Origin of the sequence: Cognataquiflexum aquatile, from assembly GCF_003316845.1 — a bacterium.
Taxonomy (GTDB): Bacteria; Bacteroidota; Bacteroidia; order Cytophagales; family Cyclobacteriaceae; genus Cognataquiflexum; species Cognataquiflexum aquatile.
The window spans coordinates 1,030,685-1,052,414 of record NZ_QMIK01000001.1; the positions used below are offsets into that span (position 1 = coordinate 1,030,685).

17 protein-coding genes and 1 pseudogene are annotated in these 21,730 nt (G+C 41.9%); 6 read left to right on the forward strand and 12 right to left on the reverse strand.

Annotated features, from left to right (window positions below; translation table 11 throughout):
• Positions 1 to 62 precede the first annotated feature (62 nt).
• From DQW11_RS04195 to DQW11_RS04210, 4 genes are all read left to right on the forward strand, one after another.
• Positions 63 to 5,012, forward strand: coding sequence for a PKD domain-containing protein (locus DQW11_RS04195; protein ID WP_113922726.1), 4,950 nt, complete (start codon positions 63 to 65; stop codon positions 5,010 to 5,012).
• Positions 5,012 to 6,034 (forward strand): PorP/SprF family type IX secretion system membrane protein, encoded by a 1,023-nt coding sequence (locus DQW11_RS04200; protein WP_113923205.1) that lies wholly within the window; start codon positions 5,012 to 5,014, stop codon positions 6,032 to 6,034. The genes DQW11_RS04195 and DQW11_RS04200 overlap by 1 nt, the downstream gene beginning before the upstream one ends.
• Positions 6,035 to 6,242: 208 nt before the next feature.
• Positions 6,243 to 6,752 (forward strand): hypothetical protein, encoded by a 510-nt coding sequence (locus DQW11_RS04205; RefSeq protein WP_113922727.1) that lies wholly within the window; start codon positions 6,243 to 6,245, stop codon positions 6,750 to 6,752.
• Positions 6,749 to 8,569, forward strand: coding sequence for a M64 family metallopeptidase (locus DQW11_RS04210; RefSeq protein WP_198669840.1), 1,821 nt, complete (start codon positions 6,749 to 6,751; stop codon positions 8,567 to 8,569). Before DQW11_RS04205 ends, DQW11_RS04210 begins: the two co-directional genes overlap by 4 nt.
• Before the next feature lie 17 nt (positions 8,570 to 8,586).
• On the opposite strand, the gene DQW11_RS04215 is transcribed toward DQW11_RS04210, so the two are convergent.
• The 8 genes and pseudogenes from DQW11_RS04215 to DQW11_RS22460 form a co-directional block, all read right to left on the reverse strand.
• A complete protein-coding gene (locus DQW11_RS04215) occupies positions 8,587 to 9,027 on the reverse strand; it encodes a GNAT family N-acetyltransferase (RefSeq protein ID WP_113922729.1) in 441 nt (146 codons plus the stop codon).
• A 30-nt stretch (positions 9,028 to 9,057) separates the two neighbouring features.
• Positions 9,058 to 9,441, reverse strand: a complete 384-nt coding sequence (locus tag DQW11_RS04220; RefSeq protein ID WP_113922730.1) for a hypothetical protein — start codon at positions 9,439 to 9,441, stop codon at positions 9,058 to 9,060.
• A 78-nt stretch (positions 9,442 to 9,519) separates the two neighbouring features.
• Positions 9,520 to 11,592 (reverse strand): prolyl oligopeptidase family serine peptidase, encoded by a 2,073-nt coding sequence (locus DQW11_RS04225; protein ID WP_113922731.1) that lies wholly within the window; start codon positions 11,590 to 11,592, stop codon positions 9,520 to 9,522.
• A gap of 433 nt (positions 11,593 to 12,025) precedes the next feature.
• Complete coding sequence (locus DQW11_RS04230) at positions 12,026 to 12,613, reverse strand: DUF4348 domain-containing protein (RefSeq protein ID WP_113922732.1); 588 nt, start codon at positions 12,611 to 12,613, stop codon at positions 12,026 to 12,028.
• 12 nt (positions 12,614 to 12,625) lie between these two features.
• A complete protein-coding gene (locus DQW11_RS04235) occupies positions 12,626 to 12,808 on the reverse strand; it encodes a hypothetical protein (RefSeq protein WP_113922733.1) in 183 nt (60 codons plus the stop codon).
• A 136-nt stretch (positions 12,809 to 12,944) separates the two neighbouring features.
• Positions 12,945 to 13,643, reverse strand: coding sequence for a hypothetical protein (locus DQW11_RS04240; RefSeq protein WP_157966029.1), 699 nt, complete (start codon positions 13,641 to 13,643; stop codon positions 12,945 to 12,947).
• A 190-nt stretch (positions 13,644 to 13,833) separates the two neighbouring features.
• Positions 13,834 to 14,415: a PDDEXK nuclease domain-containing protein gene (locus DQW11_RS22345; RefSeq protein WP_198669854.1), complete on the reverse strand. Its 582-nt coding sequence runs from the start codon at positions 14,413 to 14,415 to the stop codon at positions 13,834 to 13,836.
• Positions 14,416 to 14,421: 6 nt separating this feature from the next.
• Positions 14,422 to 14,847: pseudogene (locus DQW11_RS22460) on the reverse strand (DUF1016 N-terminal domain-containing protein).
• A gap of 365 nt (positions 14,848 to 15,212) precedes the next feature.
• Here DQW11_RS22460 and DQW11_RS04250 point away from each other — a divergent pair.
• The gene (locus tag DQW11_RS04250) at positions 15,213 to 16,226 is read left to right on the forward strand and encodes an LLM class flavin-dependent oxidoreductase (RefSeq protein ID WP_113922735.1); all 1,014 of its coding nucleotides are present in this window, start codon (positions 15,213 to 15,215) and stop codon (positions 16,224 to 16,226) included.
• A gap of 117 nt (positions 16,227 to 16,343) precedes the next feature.
• Here the strand turns inward: DQW11_RS04250 and DQW11_RS04255 are convergent, their stop codons facing one another.
• Positions 16,344 to 17,414 carry a mechanosensitive ion channel family protein gene (locus tag DQW11_RS04255; protein ID WP_113922736.1) on the reverse strand — a complete coding sequence of 357 codons (1,071 nt, stop codon included), beginning with the start codon at positions 17,412 to 17,414 and terminating at the stop codon, positions 16,344 to 16,346.
• A gap of 308 nt (positions 17,415 to 17,722) precedes the next feature.
• Between DQW11_RS04255 and DQW11_RS04260 the strand changes: the two genes are divergently transcribed.
• On the forward strand, positions 17,723 to 18,829 hold the full coding sequence (locus tag DQW11_RS04260) for an AI-2E family transporter (RefSeq protein WP_113922737.1): 1,107 nt from the start codon (positions 17,723 to 17,725) through the stop codon (positions 18,827 to 18,829).
• 18 nt (positions 18,830 to 18,847) lie between these two features.
• On the opposite strand, the gene DQW11_RS04265 is transcribed toward DQW11_RS04260, so the two are convergent.
• The 3 genes from DQW11_RS04265 to DQW11_RS04275 form a co-directional block, all read right to left on the reverse strand.
• Positions 18,848 to 19,213 (reverse strand): DUF2200 domain-containing protein, encoded by a 366-nt coding sequence (locus tag DQW11_RS04265; RefSeq protein WP_113922738.1) that lies wholly within the window; start codon positions 19,211 to 19,213, stop codon positions 18,848 to 18,850.
• Positions 19,214 to 19,265: 52 nt separating this feature from the next.
• Positions 19,266 to 19,628 (reverse strand): GNAT family N-acetyltransferase, encoded by a 363-nt coding sequence (locus DQW11_RS22465; protein ID WP_317047865.1) that lies wholly within the window; start codon positions 19,626 to 19,628, stop codon positions 19,266 to 19,268.
• Positions 19,629 to 19,936: 308 nt separating this feature from the next.
• Positions 19,937 to 21,643, reverse strand: a complete 1,707-nt coding sequence (locus DQW11_RS04275) for a sodium:solute symporter family transporter (protein WP_113922739.1) — start codon at positions 21,641 to 21,643, stop codon at positions 19,937 to 19,939.
• Positions 21,644 to 21,730 lie beyond the last annotated feature (87 nt).

A 21,730-nucleotide genomic window follows, 5' to 3' on the forward strand; every position in this document is an offset into this window, starting at 1 on the left:
TTGATTGATTATATTCCGCAAAAGTATGTATACGTAGTACATTTTTATTTATTGCTGGATAAATGATTTCCTTTAAAAAGCTCTTCGCCCTCGTTTATCTAGCCTTGTTTTTTCTGGTCAGTGGCGTAAGTGCGATGCTGGTACTTTCGGGTGGATTGGATTTTATCTACCCAAAAAGCACGGCCTCCAAAAGTTCTTTTGCGGAGCCTGTGGCAGATTTTACTTTTGTTCAAAACGATCTCTGCGCTTCTTCCCCTGTTCAATTTACCAACCTTTCCACAGGTTCTTCATTGACTTACCTCTGGAAATTTGGTGATGGTCAAAGCTCTACATTGGAATCCCCCGAACATCTTTTTGAGAAAGCGGTGGGAAATGGAACCCAATCATTCGTGGTTGAACTCACAGTGACCGATTCTTTGGGTGTCACCGACACAAAAACCGAAACCATTACATTCAATCAGGTTCCCTCAACCAACGTTGTCAGCGACCGGTTTGATTCTGATTTTGACAGCTTGCCGTTTTTTATTGTTTGTGACAATGAACAATCCTCCTTTACTTTTTTCAACAATTCTTCGACCAAGGCAACAAATGTATCCTATACCATCGAATGGGGGGATGGAACAGCTCCATTTGAGGCAGAAGAATGGGACGAAGTGTCACATGATTATCCGATAGGCGTATTCTACCTAGACTACACAGTTGTGGGCAACAACGGATGCTCCGTCACCAAAAGAATCGGGGTTTTTATTGGATCCAACCCTGCCGTTGGTTTTGGAAATCCCGGCAATACCAACATCTGTTCGGGAGAGGCATTGACTTTCCCTATCACCGGCACGGAAAACAATCCGGAAGGTACTGTATATACAGTAACCTTTTCCGATGGATCTCCTTCACAGATCTTCAACCATCCTCCTCCTCCATCCGTCAGCCATATTTTTACGGAAACATCCTGTGGGAAATCAGGAGGTCAGGGTTTCCCGAATTCTTTTTCTGCTACCATTTTGGCAGAAAATCCCTGCTCAAAATCGTCCGCCCAAGTGGTCCCCATCTATGTGACAGAAAAACCCGAACCCATTATTGGTATCACGGATTCGGTGTTTTGTGAAAACACTTTCTTTAAAATTGAAAACCTGACCCTCTATGGAAATGAAGCGAGCAATAGCGGGCAATGTACCAACATCGGCAAATTTGTTTGGGAAATAAGCCCTTCTACCGGTTGGGAACTAAGCCCGGGAAATACCTTGGGCACCTTGACCAATCCCAATGTTCCAAATTCCTGGTTAAATGGATCGATGGTGTTGACGCCAAAGTTTACCGAACCGGGAATCTATACCATCAAGTTGATTTCCGGCAACCGCTGCGGGATAGAAGAAACCACAAGGACGATTTGTATCATTCCGGAACCCGTTCCTTCCTTTGAGTTAGATAAATTGGAAGGATGTGGTCCGATTCAGGTACAAACCACCAACACATCGAATATTCTTGGTTCATGTGTGGCACCTGAAAATTACTTGAATTGGTCTGTAGCCTTTCAGGGAGGTGAATGCAATAACGTCGGAGCATGGGGGTTTGCAGAGGGAAGTACAGCAAATTCCATCAATCCAGTATTCAATTTTTCAGGCCCAGGCAATTACCTGATCACCCAGACACTGACGACCAATTGCGGGGTATTTACCGCTTCAGAAGTGATTTCAGTCGCTGCCCCTCCTGTCGTATCTATCGCCAATGTCCCTGATGCCTGCGGTGAACTGATCCTTAACCCTATTGCAGATGTCAAATTTTGTGGCTCAGAAGCTACAGTTTTCAATTGGACATTTGAAGGAGGTATTCCTGCCACTGCCAATACTTTGGATCCGGGAACAATAACTTATGATACACCGGGAGTAAAAATCATCACCTTAGAAGTCACCAATTCCTGCGGAACGGTTCAGCAATCGATCCAATTTGACCTTAATCCTTTACCGACTGTGGATGCCGGAGAGGATAGGGAAATCTGTAAAGGGGAAAGCATACCATTGAATGTTGAGGCCGGTCCGGAGGGAACCTATTCGTATACATGGACGGCAGATCCTGTAGGACCTATCCAAAATGCAAATACAAAAAACCCCATCATCAAACCTGACCAAACTACAAATTATACGGTTACAGTCAGAAATACAGAAACAGGTTGTGTAGAATCGGATGAAATTCTCGTTACCGTCATCCCGGCACCGGTGATTGGATTTTCCATTCCCGACCAGGAAATCTGTTCAGGAGAAACCTCCCTTCCGGTAACGGTCTTTTCTGATCCTTTGGGCTTTGACGTCGAATGGACCGCTGGGTCCAATGGCGTCGGAGGTGTCATAGCAAGCGGGCTAAACGAGATTCCCTCCCAGACTCTAACCAATACCACAAACGCCCCGATTGAGGTGGTTTTCCTTTCAAAAATCGTCGCGGAAGACCTCGGCGCTTGTGAAGAAGTGATCCTTGCCTACAAAATCAAAGTCAATCCTGAGCCCGTTTACCAAGATGAATCTAAAGAAACGTGTAGTGGATCGGTTTTAAATTTTACCCCCAAAGGATTGATACCGGGGTCAACTTTTACCTGGACAGTAAATCAGGTTCCCGGAATAAACGGTGCAGCTGATTCATCTCAACCAAGTCCCTCCATCCTGAATACCCTTACCAACACCACCAACGGACCACTCGATCTGGTCTACCAAATCACACCTTTCCTCGGGGAATGCCCCGGAGATCCATTCTCATTGAAAGTTACAGTACTTCCCTCGGCAGGAATCTCTTTTTCAATTCCTGATCAGGTGCTCTGTACAGGAACATCGAGTGAAGAAATTTTGATTTCCAGTGATGTGGCAGCGGCGACTTTCTCGTGGACCGCAATTGCAAATGGCGTACAAGGAGTGACGCTTTCAGGCAGTGGAAACAAAATTCCGGTCCAAAATCTGACCAATCCGACAGCGAACCCGATAACTGTCGAGTACAGGGTTACCGCATTTACCGGTTCCCAGAATTCATGCTCCGGAATCCCTCAGATTTATAAGATCACCGTCAATCCTTCCATCAGCTTGATAGAGGAAGTATCGGATTTTTCTGGATTTGGGATCAGTTGTTTTGGAGCCAATGACGGAAGGATTTCTATCATTCCGAGAGGAGGAAACGGTAATTTCACTTTCACTTGGACAGGTCCCGGAGGTTTTACCGCAGATACGCAGACGATCGAAAATCTGATTCCAGGCACCTATGAATTATTGATCGAGGATGAATTTGGATGTAGTATTTTCAGTGAGTATACCCTCACAGAACCGGAAGTATTGCAGGTATCACTGGTAGAAAAAACAGATGTCTTCTGTACAGGAGACAATACCGGACGGATCGAAACGGCTTTCTCCGGAGGTGTAGAATCCGAAGCATATCAATTCAAATGGACCAAAGACGGGCAACCATTCCCTGCCAATCAACCAATTCTCGAGAACATTCTTGCCGGAACCTATGAACTCACTTTGGTAGACAACAACAATTGCGCGGTATCTACCGGTCCCATCATTATCTCTGAACCTGATGTCAGGCTTCAGTTACAAATCACTAAGGAAGACATCTCCTGCTATGAAGCAAACGATGGGTCTATCAACCTGAACGTAATTGGAGGCGTGGCCCCTTACAAGATAGATTGGGATTTTGGATCCAATAGCACTTCCTTCGAAAATGTCGGGCCGGGGATTTATATCGTCACTGTGGCGGATCAAGCGGGATGTATCCTAACCGAATCAGTCACCATAGAAGATGCCCCTGTTTTCAAAATCAATGCAGAAGTCAAACAAATCACTTGCTTCGCAAAAAATGATGGAGCCATCACTTTAAATATCGAAGGTGGAAATGAAGGCCTCAATATCAAATGGGACAACGGACAGGAATTGCCAAGCCTATTTAACCTGAGTCCGGGTACCTACGGGGTTACATTGACCAAATTTGGTATATGTCCCATCAGAAGGGAGTTTACGATTATCCAACCTGATCCTTTGGTATTGGAACCTACCGTGACGGATGCACTCCTCTGTGAGAACCCTCAGAGCGGAAGCATTCAGGTCAATGTCGCCGGCGGAACACCGCCATTTACTTTCAGATGGAGCAATGGAAGTACCCAACAGAATTTGACAAACCTTTCTTCGGGTCCCTATTCTTTGGAAGTCCGGGATGCAAATGGCTGTGTGACGCAAGGCAGTTATATTATCAAAAGGCCTGAGCCGATAGAAGTAGTGACTGTAAGAAATACCAGTACAGTCTGTGAACCAAGGGCAATCAAAGATGAATTCAATTTATCTGTTACCGGTGGTGTGCCTCCATATACAATCCAATGGTCCGGCGGTGAAGTATCCAACAATGGATTAAAAATGATTACCCAACAACCGGGACTTTACATCCTCACCATCAGAGACGGTGCCGGTTGCGAATACAGAGAATCCTATGAAGTAGACAATACCAATGTGGTGATAGATGCCACTATCCAATCTTCAGGAATTGACCAAAACGGCTCATTCCTCGTCGGTATTCCAATTACTTTCCAAAACAGATCCGTAGGCAATATCATCTCCTACTTCTGGGATTTTGGTGACGGCAACAGCTCTTCAGAAATCAGCCCCACCCACACCTATCTTAAACCCGGGAAATATACCATCAAGCTACAAGCCATTGATGAATATGGCTGTATTCAGGAAATAGAAAAGACTATCGAAATCACGGATTACTTCTTGGTGGTACCAAATGTATTTTCACCCAATGGAGACGGCATCAACGATTATTTCTTTCCAAAATTTGTCAATGTCACCAAACTTGAATTCTGGATACTCAACAAATGGGGCGAAACCATCTTCTACACAGAAGACATCAACTCCCAAGGTTGGGACGGGAAAGTATCCGGGGATTTTGCGATGCCAGGCAATTATGTATACAGGCTGAAATATGAAACTGTCGATGGACGTATTGAAACCAAAACGGAGGTCTTCCTCTTGCTGAAATGATGGGAAAAAGATTCCTTACCGGACTTTGCTTGTTCTTTGCCTTCCTTCAGGGGTCGGCACAGGATTTCCATTTTTCACAGTTTTATGCCTCCCCGCTCAACCTCAACCCTGCTCTGACAGGTTCTACCGAACTGAGCCGTGTCGGTGTCAATTACAGGAAACAATGGCCGGGGCTGAATTATGATTTCAATGCCTATTCGGCCTATTTTGACCATTATAGCTACGACCTGAACAGTGGCTTTGGCATCATGGTCAACAGCTTTCAGGAATCCAACATGCAGATCAATACCTCCGATGTCTCTCTGCTGTACAGCTATAACCTGCAGGTGGCAGATACATGGAACTTCCGTTTTGGAGGTCAGGGCGCTTGGGTCAGACGGAGCGCCCGACTCGACAACCTGGTTTTTGGAGATCAGGTAGACCTCTTCAACCGAACCGTAAACCAAAATACGATCGACCAGATTCCTGAGTTTGAACCAAACGGGTACTTGGACCTTTCTTTCGGAGCATTGGTCAACAATGAATACTTTTGGCTTGGTGGCTCCGCACACCATGTCAACAGACCTTCCCTGAGCTTCTTCCCTGACAATGAAGCCGGCTTCCTCCCCATCAAATGGAGCTTCCATGGAGGGGTCAACTTCCCTTTAGGCACAAGCAATTATTTTGGATCCAAGTTTGACAACCAAATCTCTATCCTCGCCAATTACAAAAACCAAAACCCGTTTCAGCAATTGGACCTCGGCGTGCAGATGCTCTACGGCAATGTAATTGGGGGACTGAGTTTCAGGGGAATTCCCGGTGTACGTGACCTTCCAAACCAGGATTCGATCATTCTGTTGTTTGGCATCAACCTTGACAACGGCATGGTAATCGGGTATAGCTATGATTTTATGATCTCCAAAATCGGCTTCCAAACCCAAGGAGCCCATGAAGTATCCTTCCGCTACCAATTCCTGATGGGCGATCCCAAATCCCGTAACCAACGCAGTAGGGTCTTGAAATGCTTTAATTTTATGATGTGAGCATTTGCGATGTGAAAGGTTTCTTTTTTAAGATTTTGATAAAGGAATATTCGAAAGTAGGGAAGTGACACAGTCAAATAAAACAGAAACTTTAAGCCTAAATTCTTTGGTTAGAAACAAATCAGCTAATCAATAAATTATTTTTTAATATTCAGTTGAATTATTAAGACTTTATTAGGATATTGTTATTGTTTTTTAAGGTAAAAATATGCGTAGGTTTTCAATCTTATACCTCTTTTTATTTTTGCTTTTTCACCTTGCGTGCAAAAGTACCCAACCTACCAATAGCAATGAATCTCAAAGTGAAGTCATGGAGGACCCCAATACCAATCCTGAAATCCTGTTGATGGTGTTTTATATCAACCAGAAAGATTCCGTGGCGATATCAGAATCCTATTCCAATGTTGGTGTGTACAAAGGCAGCGAGGAACGGTCCACTACGGCTTATGACAGGGACTTGAAGCTGACTTTTTTGGATCAGGATGGGTCTATCTGTCAGGAAATTATTGTCGCCAACCCATTGCTAAAAAAAGTGGAATACGTGAGCGATGATGACTCGGGAAAAATGACTGCAGAAGCAGTGGATTTGGAGGAAGCTGATTTTTTTGTCAGGCTTCAATGGAATAAGTGCCTTCAACAAATCAAGGTAGAAAGGTTGGAGGATGAAAAATGGAAATTGTTGAAACTTTTTTACTACACCAAACCATCAATCCAATGATGAACATCTTTAAACTGACCGCGACTTTTTTTACCCTTATCCTCATTGGACAAGGAGTTTTTGCCCAAAACTTTGGGATGGAAACCATCCGCTACAATGGTTCTCCTGACCAAATGGTCAATTTGGTCGTTATGGGAGATGGGTATACCTTGTCGCAGCAGGAAAAATTCATCGAAGATGTCAAAAAAAATATCGCAGGCATGCTTCTCCAAAGTCCTTGGAGAAACTACACTACCAAAATCAATGTCTATGCCATCAAAGTCGTCTCCAATGTTTCAGGTGCGGCCAACACTCCAAGCGCACCCATAGACAATTACTTTGGAAGTTCATTCAATACCAACAACATCGAAAGGTTGCTGTATCCAACGAAACTGAATCGTATTTATGGAGTTCTGAACAGCAATGCCCCCTTCTTTGATATCGGATTAATCATCGTCAATGATGACCGATATGGCGGAGGTGGAGGTACTTTTGCTACTTTTTCTACACATCCATCCTCTGTCGAAATCATGATCCATGAACTCGGGCATTCCTTTACGAGGTTGGCAGATGAATATTGGGCTGGAAGTCAATTTGCAAGGGAAACATCAAATATGACCAAAGACAGTAATCCAGTATCCAATAGATGGAAAAATTTCTTGAATCAAAATGGTATCGGAATATACCCCCATGAAGAATCCCCTACTTGGTTTAGACCACATCAAAATTGTAAAATGAGGTTTCTGGGAAGGAATTTTTGCACCGTTTGTACCAATGAACTCAACAATAAAATAGAAAGCCTGACAGCTTCCGCACCTTTGCAAAGGCCTGTTGCATTTTTTGGGGCAGATAAACTTGAAATAATGGATGGTCAGCAGGTGAGGTTTTTTGACTTCAGCAACGAATCTCCGACCGAATGGGCTTGGACATTTGAAGGAGGAAATCCCCAAACCAGCAACCTTCAAAATCCCACCATCACATTTCCCACCAGAGGCCTTTATCAGGTTTCCCTGACCGTCACCAATGCTGTAGGAACTTCCACTACCATCAGAACCGAATATATTAAGGTAAACAGCAGTGATACCGAACCTCCTGTAATTAGGGTAAAAAACCTGACTGTGAATCTAGATGAGTCAGGTTTAGCTAAAATCTCTGTGGAAGATGTAAACACCGGGACGACTGACAATAAGGGTATCGGCGAATTGAGTTTGTCAAAATCTGAATTTAACTGTAACGACGTAGGCGCAAATCAAATCACCTTCAAAGCAATTGACATCAATGGTAACGAATCCACTGAAAAAGTCACCATTACCGTAAGGGAAAAGATTTTACCCACAGTCAAAACCAAAAACTTTATCCTCATGCTCGACGAAGAGGGTAACGGGACGCTCAAACCGGAAGACATTGATGATGGTTCTTTTGACAATTGCAAAATCGAAAGCATGAGTCTTTCAAAGTCCACTTTTGGCAGAGAAGACAATGGCGATAATGAAGTCACACTGACTGTGATAGATATGCATGGAAACGAATGCACCGGAACGGCAACGGTCCGGGTGGACATCATTTTATCTAGCCCAGAAAATAAGGAAGCCATTACCATCTACCCCAACCCAAGCCAAGGGATAATCCATATTGCCTTTCCTAAAATGATTGATCCTGAGCTTAAGTATATAGAGATTTTGGACTCAAAGGGAACCGTCCTTCGGACTCTGAATGATATTCCAACCAGCGGAAACATGATTTCTATAGATGTCAATGAGTTTGCCAACGGGGTTTACCTCGTGAGATTGACTTCTCTCCATGGAATCCAGAACCTGAAGTTTATGGTTAAAAAATAAGGGGCGACTTAATTCAGCTATGTCCCCTTATAAACCCATTCCCATACCTCCCCGTCCTCCGGGTCTGTGATGGCTCCGGAGAAAACAAATCCATTCTTGCCCAGGATTTTGGTGGAAAAATTACTTTCAGGAAGTGTCCTCGCAGTGATTTTGACATTTGGATCTGTCGTTTGGGCCATCTTCACCAAAAGCCTGCAAATCCCTGTACCCTTACCCTGATTTCTAAAAATCTCCTCGGTGGCATAGGCAATCTCTATGGTGCCATCTTTTGGTGGACCTTTAAATCCGGCAAAGCCCACCAAATTGCCTTCTTCCTCCACCAGATATCCAATCCAAGGCGGTTCATAGCCCACAGATTTATAAAATTCTATGGTCATTTCCACCGCTCCTTTGGCTGAGGGGTTATCTAAAAAGGAGTCATTTTCCTCAGGATTTTCACTAATGGCAATGAGTTTCATGGCATTTCTGATTTTGGCTTCATCATTTTTTCATTTAAATCCCTCTCCTTTCCTAAAATTCCTGATCACCAAAAATACGGTCACAAAAAACGGCAGAGTGGAAAACAGGATCTTCCAATGCAAATCCCAAATACCTATAAAAAACATCAATCCCAATAACAAACCAAGACAAGCTATTCCGATATACGTCAGGATTTTGTTTGGCTTGGTCTGAAATAGGGTCGATACAAGTATCACCTGACCAAGTATCGGCAATAATACAAAAGGATGAATGACGGAACCTGGATTGGTAAAGAATTGGCTGAATACCTCTCCTTCGGCTTGAAACAGGAAAGTATGGTTATCCTTTCCCCATTCCAAATAGCCGAAAAGGGAAGTGATCACCAAAAGCAAATTCAAAATTTTACTTTTCATTTTCTATGAAATGGATTACTGCACTTCCTTCGAAGTGGTCCTCAATTTTCAAATCCAACCACCTCCCATATTTCCATCTTACCGCAACTTCATCAACAAATAAGAAAACATCAATGCTGTGGATTTTGCCCGCTGTTCATTGGTGGAAGAACCTGCATGACCGCCTTCCATATTTTCATAATACAAAACCGGATAGCCCATGTCCATCATTTTTGCAGCCATCTTTCGGGCATGTCCAGGATGGACACGGTCATCCTTGGTGGAAGTGAAAAAGTAAACTTCAGGATAGGCGACACCTTCCTTCAGGTTATGATAAGGGGAGTATTTTTTGATAAATGCCCATTCTTCGGGCTTGTCAGGGTCTCCATATTCTCCCATCCAACTTGCTCCTGCCAGCAATTGGTTGTAACGCTGCATGTCCAACAAAGGGACCGCACAGACGACGGCTTGATACAAGTCCGGGCGCTGCGTAAAGGCAACCCCGACAAGCAAGCCGCCATTGCTCCCACCAAATATTCCCAGGTTTTTATTGGAGGTGATTTTCCTTGAAATAAGGTCTTCAGCTACAGCGTGAAAGTCATCATAAACATTTTGTCTTTTTTCCTTTAATCCTGCCTGATGCCATTTTGGACCAAATTCCCCTCCTCCACGGATGTTGGCAAGGACATACACGCCCCCATTTTCCAACCACGCTGTTCCAGTGGTAGCTGAATAATTGGGAACTTCAGACACCTCAAATCCCCCGTAAGCATAAAGCAAAGTCGGGTTTTTGCCATCAAGCTTGGTTGATTTTGATGATACCACAAAATAAGGGACCATAGTTCCATCTTTTGACTTTGCTTGGAATTGTTGCACTTGGTATTTACTTCCGTCAAAATAGGCAGGCAAAGATTTAAAGGCCTCAAAGGTATTGTCTCCGGCATTGGCGATAAACAAGGTGGTAGGCGTGAGGAAATTGGTAAAGGTAAAATAGTACTCATCCGAAAGTTCGTCAGTGGCGGCAAGGCCAATCGTCCCAAAATCAGGAGCATCGACTTTTTCACTTGCCCATTTCCCGTTGTCAAAAGAATAGATGTACAATTCGCTCTTGACGTTGGTCAGTAGATTCACCAACAGTTTGGATTTCGTTGAACTCACCTCCTGCACACTTGTAAGCGCATCCGGTTGCAGAATCACTTGAATCTCTTTTTGCCCTTTGATCAATTCTTTGAAATCCAGACTGACCAAAGTCCCCTGAGGGTAATTCATGCCATTGACTTTCCAATCTGATTTCAGATTCAACACCAGTTGGTTGTTTAACAAACCTGAAACTGCAGCATCCACAGGGATATCCAACTTGACAAGACGGTCATTTATCCAAATATTGGTATGGGATGTAAAAATCGTAATGTATTTTGTGATCAGGGTATAACTCTCCGCACCGTCCCTCAGCTGCCCGCCCCAAGAACCCATGTCTGTTTTTTCGGCCTCATAGACCAATTTGGCCGCCTGAACCGGAGTTCCTCTTTTCCAAATCCTAGCCTGTCTCGGATACCCGGAAGTCGTCATGGTGTTGTCTCCAAAATCTGTAGACACAATCACCGTATTTCTATCAAGAAAACTGGCACCACCCTTGGACTCTTCGATTAAAAACCCGCCTTCGACAAAGGCCTTTCTGTTAACATCAAATTCTCTAATCTCAACCGCGTCTCCGCCTCCTTTTGACAGATTGACGAGGAACAAATCATAGGTTGGGTGCAGGCCTGATGCTCCTTTAAAAACCCATTGGGCATTATCCTTTTTGGACATTTCATCCAAATCCAACAGAACCTCCCAATCGGGGCTGCCTGATTCATAGTTTTGCTTGGAGGCCCTTCTCCAAATCCCCCTTACATGCTCTTTGTCCTGCCAGAAGTTATAGATAAAATCCCCGTTGACGGTGGGATAGGCTATTTTATCAGGGGAATTATAGATCTCGAGACTTTTGGCATAAATTTCCTGATACGCTTTTTGGTTGGCAAGCCTGCCTTCCGTGATCATGTTTTGCTTTTTTACAAATTCAAGAGCCCGGTCACCCTCCACCTCCTCCAACCACTTGTAGGGATCTTCTTGGGCATTGGAACCAAAACATATTGCGGAAATTAACATCGAAAGCATAAAAAACTTTTTCATAAAGGGGAGTTTGTTGGAGGTAAAATTTGAAGAAATCAATTGGCATTGGTTGAAAAAATGAGGTGACAGAATTCTACTGAGTATCCGGTCCTCACTCGTTCTTGCATTTAGGGTTTGACGCACAGGACTTCAAAAACTTTGTCGCCCAGCACGCAATTTTCACAAATACCAAAATACTCAATTTTCACGATTCTGCACACCGGAAGGCCAAATTACTGAAACCGAGGCCATCCATTAAATACAAAAGTTGCTTTGATCTTTTGACCAGGTCCTGAAGGTCAATTTCTTCATTTATCGTTTGGCAGCTACAAGAAGTTGGCGATTTCGAAGCTCTAAACTTTCTGCCAACACTGAACTTGATTCGAAGCACAAAGCTTCAGATAAGCACTGAACTCGCTTTTTTGCCAAACTCCTGTTATAGCCAGAAATTTTTCTATGTAGAGTAGTCTTCAAGTTTAATTAATTTCCAATTTCCGTTTATTCTTTCAAATGTATATTTCAACCAAATTCCGTTTTCAACTCCTTGAAAAAATATGTTTCTATATTTGTTGTCTTTTTGAATGTCTGTTAATAGCAAAAGTTGATTTATGTAGTTTGTTAATTTCCAATGTTTCCAGTCTTCTAGTTTAATTGTTTTTGTTGCTGTTTCATAGTCGTTGTCTGAGTCAGCAAATAATACTGTTATTGGGAAAGAAATGCTGTTAATTTGAAAAATTGAATCTTTAGAAAATTTCGTCAAGAAATTAATAAAGTCAAGGTCTGGCAAATTTGCAAAAGTCGTTTTCATAGAATTTTTCAAATACCAATTCTTATTTACTTTTTCAAATGCAAATGATTCTGCAATTTCCTTTTTGAAATCTACTATAAACATTTTTGTATATTCAAGTTTTACTTCTTTGTCAAAAATGCTGAGCGTGTCTGAAGTCAAAGTTGGAATAAATTCATTTTGAGTATAGAATGTTAAATGTCTCCATTCTTCAGAAGTCTTAATATCATTGTCTTTTAGTTGAATTGGAAAAATAACTCTGGATTGTTAAAATTCTTTGTCCCACATAAATTTTTCAAAAAAGTCCAAGAATGAAGTGTCGCTTTTGATTTCTGCGGTTTTCATTTCAACATTGCCTATTTCCTTGTCTGTCGTCTCATTTTTTTGAGTTCTTTCTGAATTGCAGGACAAAAGCAAAACTGTCGATAAAAAAAGGATTATTTGTTTCATTGTCGGTTCTCAATTATTGGCTATATAGTTTTGCAGCTTTGCGAAGGTGGTGTTTTTCAGCTCTAAACTTTATTAGACGAGACAAATCCGCTTTTTTTTCAAACGCCTGTTAGTGGCCAGCATTTTCTGTTGATCACTAAGCATATTTAGGTGATTGGCTTGTTAAATTTGAAAGTGTAAATAGTCCGCCTACTGTCAATATTGCTCCAGCAACAAAAGGAAACCCTGCTCCAACTAAGTCCGAAATGTTTGAGGAAAAAAGAAATGGTAAGCAAAACAGCATTCCAGATATTCCCGCAAAAATTGAAGTCAATGCTCCATATTTAGTAATTGTTTTCATTGTAAATTTTTTATGTTTTTCAATTCTCGTTTCAATTACTTGTCTTCTTAAAGTTTGTGTTTGAAAGTCAGCATATTTTTCAATTGTCCAACTTGAAATAGGTTTGGATTTTTGTCCCCTTTTAAAATCATTGTAAAATGTCGACCACTCGTCTGGCAACAGGATTGCTCCAAACGTCAGAATAGCGAAACAAGGAATTGTATAATTTCCATTTCCTAACATAAACGCTTGCATTCTAATTTCGTCGACAGGTGTCATTTTATAGTCGAGCAAAACGTGTTTTAGGTCGTGACTTTCATATTGAGGAACAAGTCCAAGTTTATTGTCGTCAAGGCATTTAGCAATGTCGTGTCCTAATGTACCTATCGGATATTTTCTTAAATTTTCTACTTGGTCGGCATAATAATTTTTGTCGTGAAATTGTTCGATTGTCCAAACTGAAAAATTGAATGATTTCTTAATTATTTGTCTTACTAATTTCTGTAAAATATTCATTTGCGTTTTGTTTGCAGGGTCGTTAATATGCTTGGCACTAACCTGATTCAGCTTCGAGACTGCGAGCATTCAGACACGTATTCTTCAAGCCTATTCCTAACTTCTTAAAAATATACTAATTTTCATAATTATTCGGAACTGCCCAATGGATTCAAAGTGATCTTAGGGCTTTGTACATTCTTTTTTTGTATCAAAGAAGTTTGCGTTTCTCTAAAACTTCCTTTGCTTCTATGTATGCTTTATGTAATTTTTTTTCTAATTCATTTTTAGAGGGCAATTCAGTTAAATATTCGGCAACCATAATTCCATCTTTATGCATTTCCAGAAGTTCCACCTGTTCTTTACTTGTCTCTGCACAGAGAATTAATCCGACTGGAGAATTTTCACCTTCCTGTCTTTCATTTTTATTTAACCATTTCAGGTACAATTCCATCTGTCCTTTATGCTTAGCTTGAAATTTCCCGATTTTTAACTCAATAGCTACCAATCTTTTCAACTTTCGATGATAAAACAGAAGATCCAAATAATAATCTTCCCCATCAACTATCATTCTTTTTTGTCGCTCTATAAATGCAAATCCTTTCCCAATCTCTAGAATGAATTTTTCAAGTTCTTTCAATATGGCAGTTTCTAGGTCATTTTCTAGATAACCATAAGGTAGATTTAAAAAGTCAAGTAGATAAGGATCTTTAAACTTATCAGAAAGATGGTGCCCCTTATCTGGCAGTTGTATATTAGCTATTTCTTTTCTTTCGTATGTTTTTTGTTCAATTTGCTTTCAAAGACCTCTAACCCCCAATTGTTCTTCTATTGCCCGATGGGAATAAAAGTTTATTTTTTCATTTGATTTTAATGGTATTAAAACTAAAAAATGCGACCAGCTTAAATGTCGTGACAGCGTAACGACTATTTCAGGGTCTGGAAAAACATCTGAAAATTAAAGCATTCTCCGTAAATTCTTTTCTTCAAAATTCCGACCGAAACGCTCTTCTAATTGTCGTGACAGTGTAACGACAATTATCCTTCCATATTCGGCACGTTTATGCTCCAAAATGAAATCATTAATCCGCTTTCCTACTTGCCAATAAAGTAAGGTCATTGCACTGTTTACTTGAGATATTGCCCTGGAATGGCTTTGCTCAATAAGATTACTTATTTCATTAAACAAAGCTGATTCTGGCTTTGAATTACTTTTTTCAATCATTTGCTTGTTTACCTTTTTCTGAATTTAGCTACCTCTAGAAAAGTCTCCTTGTTTTTTTGCGTATTCCCTAACGGTTTGCTTTACGCTACTGGGGCGCCTATTTTCTCATTATCTAAACATAAAACTAATTCCCTAAATATCCAATTTGACCAAATTACTTTTCGGTTCTTCCCTAAATTCTTTTCCCATAATGGCCACCATACGAACCTATTTGAAGAGCTTAACTGTTGATGTCAGCAGAAGTCAATCGCTTAGATAAGGGTTGATTTTTAAGTAATATCAATGAATATCTAGTATCTATTAATATCTAATTGGCTAGAAAATTCATCCAAGTCAAGAATAACGCTTAATTACCGAATCGAATCATGTCCAATAAAAATATATCCTACTCCATCTTAGAACTTGCCATTGTGCCGCAGGGTGGTACCATAAAACAAACCCTCCACAACTCCCTAGCTTTAGCCCAAGCCGCAGAATCTTTGGGTTACAAGCGGTATTGGTTTGCCGAGCACCATAATTCCGAGCATATCGGCAGCAGCGCTACTTCCCTCCTGATCGGTTACGTGGCCGAAAACACCAAGACCATCAGGGTTGGTTCGGGAGGCATCATGCTGCCCAATCACTCTCCCTTGATTATCGCAGAGCAGTTTGGAACCCTCGCCCATCTCTATCCTAACCGCATCGACTTGGGTCTTGGCAGGGCTCCCGGTACGGATTCTCTGACGGCACAAGCCATCCGGTCGGATTTCATGCAGGCTGCACAGTCCTTTCCAAATGAAGTAGAAAAGATCCAGAATTACTTTTCGGCCCAAAACAAAAGCGCCAAAGTAAGGGCGACCATAGCGGAAGGTACTGATGTGCCGCTGTATATCTTGGGATCGAGTACAGACAGTGCCCATTTGTCAGCAAAAAAAGGATTGCCCTATGCCTTTGCCAGCCACTTCGCATCCACCTATCTGTTGCAGGCTTTGGGTATCTACCATCAGGAATTTCAACCTTCGGAGTTTTTATCCCAACCATACACCTTGGCGGGTGTCAATGTATTTGTGGCTGATACGGACGAAGAGGCTGAAAGATTATATACTACCCTGATCAGGATGTTTTTCAGTATTTTGACCGGATCGAGAGACGGCTTACAGGCACCGACAGCAATGACAAGGGATTTGAAAGAAATGGTGCAGCATCCTTCACTGCAACAGATGCTGAAATATTCCTTTGTAGGCAGTAAGGAAACCGTAAAGAAACAGGCAAAGGAATTTTTGGCGCAAACCCAAGTCGATGAAATCATCGCCACCTCGACCATGTATGCCATTGAAGACAGGATAAAGTCTGCGACGCTATTTGCGGAAGTGATGGAGGAGATAAATGAGAAGATGTAAGGCCGTTACCTGTTTCACAGAAAGAGTTTCCCTATTTTAACTAAAAATATGGTCTTCCCACTTTGCCCCTTCAATTACTCTCATTTGAATTCAATTGCAATAAAACACACTTCAGTGTCAAGCCAATTTGGAATTAGGGAAAATCACCTTGTCAGGGTTTTTCTTTAATTCTTCAATTACAACCTCAAAAAGTTCCCTTTTCACACGGCCGGAATTTTTTGGTTCGACCAGGTACCGCACTGTCACCTCTATCCAGGTATTGACATGTGCCTTCAAAATCACCGTAGGGTATTCATTGACATCCAATTCATCTACGGGAGTTTCTGACAAAATCTTTTTGAAGCGCTTCACCCTCCTGACCATTGCTTCGCCAATCTTAACTTCAACCACACGCTTGATGGTTTCGCTGGTAAATTTAAAATCGCTGTCATAAGATATGAAGAAGCTCATTTCATTCCAGATAAAAGGAAACAAAGGCCATGAATAGTTGTAGACATATTCAACGAATACTTTGGAGTTGGCAAATCTGATAATACGTCCGCTTGGATGGTCTGCTGACAAATAATCACCATGAAATTCCCAAAGAGTAGTGTCCAGATAGCCGACATTGATAACATCGCCAAAGACATTGCCAATCCTAATTCGGTCACCGACTTCAAACGGTTTTCGGATCAGAATATAAAGCCATCCAAAAAAACTTGTGATCAAATTTTGTAAGGCAAAACCCAGAATCAAGGATATAATTCCAAATGAAACCGCCGCCGCATACCAATTTGCAAAAAGAAGGGAAAGAATAATGACAAGAATGAGGAGAGCTGCAAACAAGTCTGCAATCCGGTTGAAATTAAATTCCTTGGATTTATCTTTTATTTTGCGGTTAACAATATTTTTCAAAAGCCTAATCGCAAACAATACCAAAGAAACCAACATTACAGCAAACAAAAATTTTTGCAAAAGCGGAATATAAGAGCCTAAAATAGGCAGCCGTTTCCATCCTAAAAGAAAATAAAGGGCCCCACAGGACAAAAAAACAATGGCTGTGATTCCTAGAAAGGGCACTTCTTTTTGTACCACATCAGGGCCTTCTTTTTGTGCAACAACGGGGGTTTCGCTCAGGGCCCTTTGCACTTTCTCATCTTTTTTGATGGCTTCAAGTTCTTTGTCTTCTTTCTGTCCTGTCGTTCCCATGCATCAAGTTAACTCAAGTAGGCGTAATCTTAACCAACTTTCTGTTTTTCCTTGATTGCCTTCCCTCCAATAAAATTTCTGACAAGGTAGATGTGAATGACATGTCAAAAATGAAGGGTCCAATAACCCTATTCTGCGAATTATGTAAAACACAACTGATATTGTATTGCTCTTTCGCCCAAAATGATCCCGACCTTTGCCTTTAGATCTTCTGTTTCGATTGGCTTCCCAAAATAGGCCAAGCTTAAAAGGGCGGAAAAAATTCCATGCCATTTTTTTAATGCTAAAGACATGTAATTGACAAACCTATGAATCTATCCTTCTCCAAATTATTCTTCATCCTGGCCTTTATTTTCGGTCTCTTTGCCGTAATGATAATCGGCAGGTCCGTCTTGATTCCGCTCAGTATGGCCTTGCTTGTTTCCTTTATTTTATTTCCGGTAGTTCAAAAATTAGAAGCTTGGGGCGTCAATAGGCTGTTTGCTGCTTTTCTTTCCTTACTGATGTTGTTTCTGATTTTGGGAGGGTTTTTAACTTTATTTTCGACCCAGGTCATGAATTTCTCGGATCAGATAGCAGGATTCACAGAAAAAATAATGGACACCTTATCCGAGGTAATTGTCTATGTAAATGGAAATGTCAATTTTATCGAGGATTTGAACAGGGAAGAATTGATTGAGGAGGGCAAAAGTTGGCTTCAATCATCATCCGGTACATTATTACAAAGTACTTTCAGTACTACGGCCACATTATTTACAGGCATATTTACCACCGTCATCTTTACTTTTTTGATTCTGATTTATCGGGATGGTTTAACCAAGGCATTTGTCTCTTTTGGGGAGGAAGAAAATCAGGATAGAATCTTTAGGATGCTCCAAAAAATACAACGCGTGGGAAAACAATACCTTTCCGGCATGTTTATCTTGATTTTGATTTTGGGTTTTGCCAACAGTATCGGGTTGCTTCTCATAGGGATTGATAACCCCTTTCTATTTGGATTTTTAGCAGCATTGTTATCCATAGTACCTTTTGTCGGCACCACCATTGGCGCAGTTATCCCGGCACTTTACGCTTTTATGTCTTCGGATTCTCTTTGGGTTCCCGTGGCGGTGGTCATTTGGTTTTGGGCAATCCAGGTGATTGAAAGCAACTTTCTCAATCCAAAGATTGTCGGCAGTAGCCTCAATGTCAACGCTTTAGTTGCCATTATGAGTTTGTTGGTCGGAGCTGCGGTATGGGGAGTGGCAGGCATGATTCTATTTATGCCATTTGCTTCCATCCTCAAAGTAATCTGCGAGGAGTTTGAACAGCTGAAACCCATCGCCATGCTGATCAGCAACGATATTTCAGGGGATGAAAAAAAAGCTGCAAAAACCTCCATGTGGATAGAAAAAGTAAAAGGCTGGTTTAAGTAAATGTGGAATTGGAACTCCTCACCCAACCCGCAAAATCTTTTCCATCTTTTTCCCATTGGCCAATTCATCGACCAACTTATCCATATACCTGACCTGTCGGGTGACGGGATTTTCAATTTCTTCAATCCGGTAACCGCAGATTACGCCGGTGATAAGTGCTGCATTGGGGTTCAAAGTGGCCTTCTCAAAGAACGTTTCAAAGCTTACTTTCTCGGTAATCAGTTTCTGGAGTTGACCTTCATCAAAACCCGTCAGCCACTCGATAACCTGAAACAGTTCTTCCATTGTCCTGCCTTTGCGCTCCACTTTTGTGATATAGTGAGGAAATACCGAAGCAAAGGTCATCTTTGCCACTCGCTCATCGTGTTCGGGAGTTGTTTTCATTGGATTTCAGTTTATTGATTTTCTATTTCCTTCACCATCTTACCCCATTTACCTATATACTCTTTTCTTTTTGTGAGCTAATCTTGCAGCCCACCACTTCGGCCTGGATTTCCGGTTCTTTTGGTTTTACCTGCAATTTCTCCCAAGACTCAAAAGTCATTTCGAATTTGATTTCATCATTCCCGTGAATTCCAACCTCTGACCACCCTGATTTTCGATAAAAAGTTTCTGCCCTTGTTTTGGGTGAAGTCCCCAACCATACTTTATGTTTGGTTTGGGTAAAGTACCAGTCAAGCATAATGTCATGTAATTGTTTTCCAATTCCCCTCTTTTCAAAATCAGGATGTAAAAACAAAGCCCAAATATTGTTTTCCTTTAAATCTACGATTGAAAAAACCCACAATCTGATGGCCAATTACAGAAACCCAACCCTTCCCTCTTTCCTGCAAATACTCCGCACAGTCTTTATCTGTCACTTTTGAAGGGGGTGATAGCTTATTTTCATTGACAGAATTTCTGACTATCTGGATTTGTTTGATGTCTTCAATTTTAGCTTCCCCGATTACCATGAAGTTCAGTTAAAAATGGTGAATATTCTCTGACAAAGGAAGGATTCCTCTAAACCCTTACCTGATTTCATCCATTACAAATTTCTTGATACTTGGCTCTTGACACTTAATACTTTTCACCTATCACCCTCTGCCACTTACCATTTACCTCATACTATTTTCTCCCTAAAAACACCTGCAGTACCGCCGCAAATCCCATCACAAAAAAGCAGCCTATCGCATTGTACCAAAGAAATCCGATGTCGATCGGGATACCAAAAAGCGAGTCACCGTTTTTCCAGTGGATCAAGAGGATCAAGGCCTGTGAAATAAAAGCAGCAATAAATACCGCGTGACCCTTGACCCATTTCATATAAAAACCGACAAGGAAGATCCCCAAAATCGTCCCGTAAAAGAGCGAACCGAGCAGGTTGACGGCTTGAATCAGGTTTTCAAACAGGGAAGCATAAATCGCAAATAGGATCGCAAACCCGCCCCAAATCGCCGTAAACCACTTGGAAGAAACCATATAATGGTATTGACTCGCATTCTTCACAATAGAGCGCTTGTACATGTCGATGGTCGTGGTGGTACCTAGGGAGTTGAACTCCGAAGCAGACGAGGACATCGCCGCACTGAAGATCACCGCAAAAAGCAACCCGATAATGCCCTTAGGCAGGTAATCCATCACAAACCGCATAAAGATATAATCGGTGTCCCGCGTTACAGCAGCCGCGTCGTTCCTGACAATCAGGTCTTTTACTTCATTTCGGATGGTTTCCTGGTATTGGCTTTTCTTTTGGATGCCGTCCTTCGCCATGGCGATACCGGCTTCGTCTTCTGCCTCCACGGCTTTCAGAAGGTCTTGGATGTCCTTATTTTTCTCCTGAAAAACCTCCGTAAACTCATCCTGCAAAAACCTGTAATCTTCCTTCAGGGCACTGTTTTCCAATTGCTCTGTCTGCTGTTTGTTAAACACAACGGGAGGTTGGAAGAATTGGTAAAACACAAACACCATTACGCCGATAAAGAGGATGATAAACTGCATCGGTACTTTCAGCAGGCCATTCATCATCAGGCCCATCCTGCTTTGCGTCAGCGAACTGCCAGAAAGGTAGCGCTGCACCTGAGATTGGTCTGTCCCAAAGTAGGAGAGAAAGAGAAACAGCGCCGCAGTCATCCCTGACCAGAAGTTATAGCGGTCAGCCCAGTCAAACTCAAAATTGACCACATTGAGTTTTTCCATTTTGCCTGCCACATGAAGGGCGTCGGTAAACTTCACCGGAAGCATGTAGATCACCAGGATTCCTGCCAATAGCATCCCTCCCATCATCACCGCCATTTGTTGTTTTTGGGTAATCGCCACAGCCTTGGTACCGCCTGATACGGTATAGACAATTACAATCAGCCCGATAAAAATATTTGTAAAAGTAAGGTTCCAATTCAATAATGTGGAAAGGATAATCGCCGGGGCATAGATCGTAATCCCTGCCGCCAAACCTCTTTGAACCAAGAAAAGAAAAGCTGCCAAGGTCCTTGTCTTCAGGTCAAACCTTGTCTCCAAAAACTCATAGGCGGTATAAACTTTCAGTTTGTAATAAATCGGAAGGAAAGTGACCGAAAGGATGATCATCGCCAATGGCAATCCGAAGTAAAACTGGATAAACCGCATCCCGTCCTCATAGGCCTGTCCGGGTGTGCTGAGAAAAGTAATCGCAGAAGCCTGCGTCGCCATGATGGAAAGACCGATGGTCCACCAGTTCATGTCACCGCTGCCACGGATATAGCCATCCATGTCATTGACCTTGTAGGTTTTGTACACGCCATAAGCGGCGATGGTAATAAGGGTACCGAATAGTACAATCCAGTCTAAAGCACTCATGCGAAGTGATGGGTTAGCCAGTAAAAAAACAGGATCAATCCGCCCAATGTCAGCATCAGACCCAAGTACCAATTATTCCAGTTGATA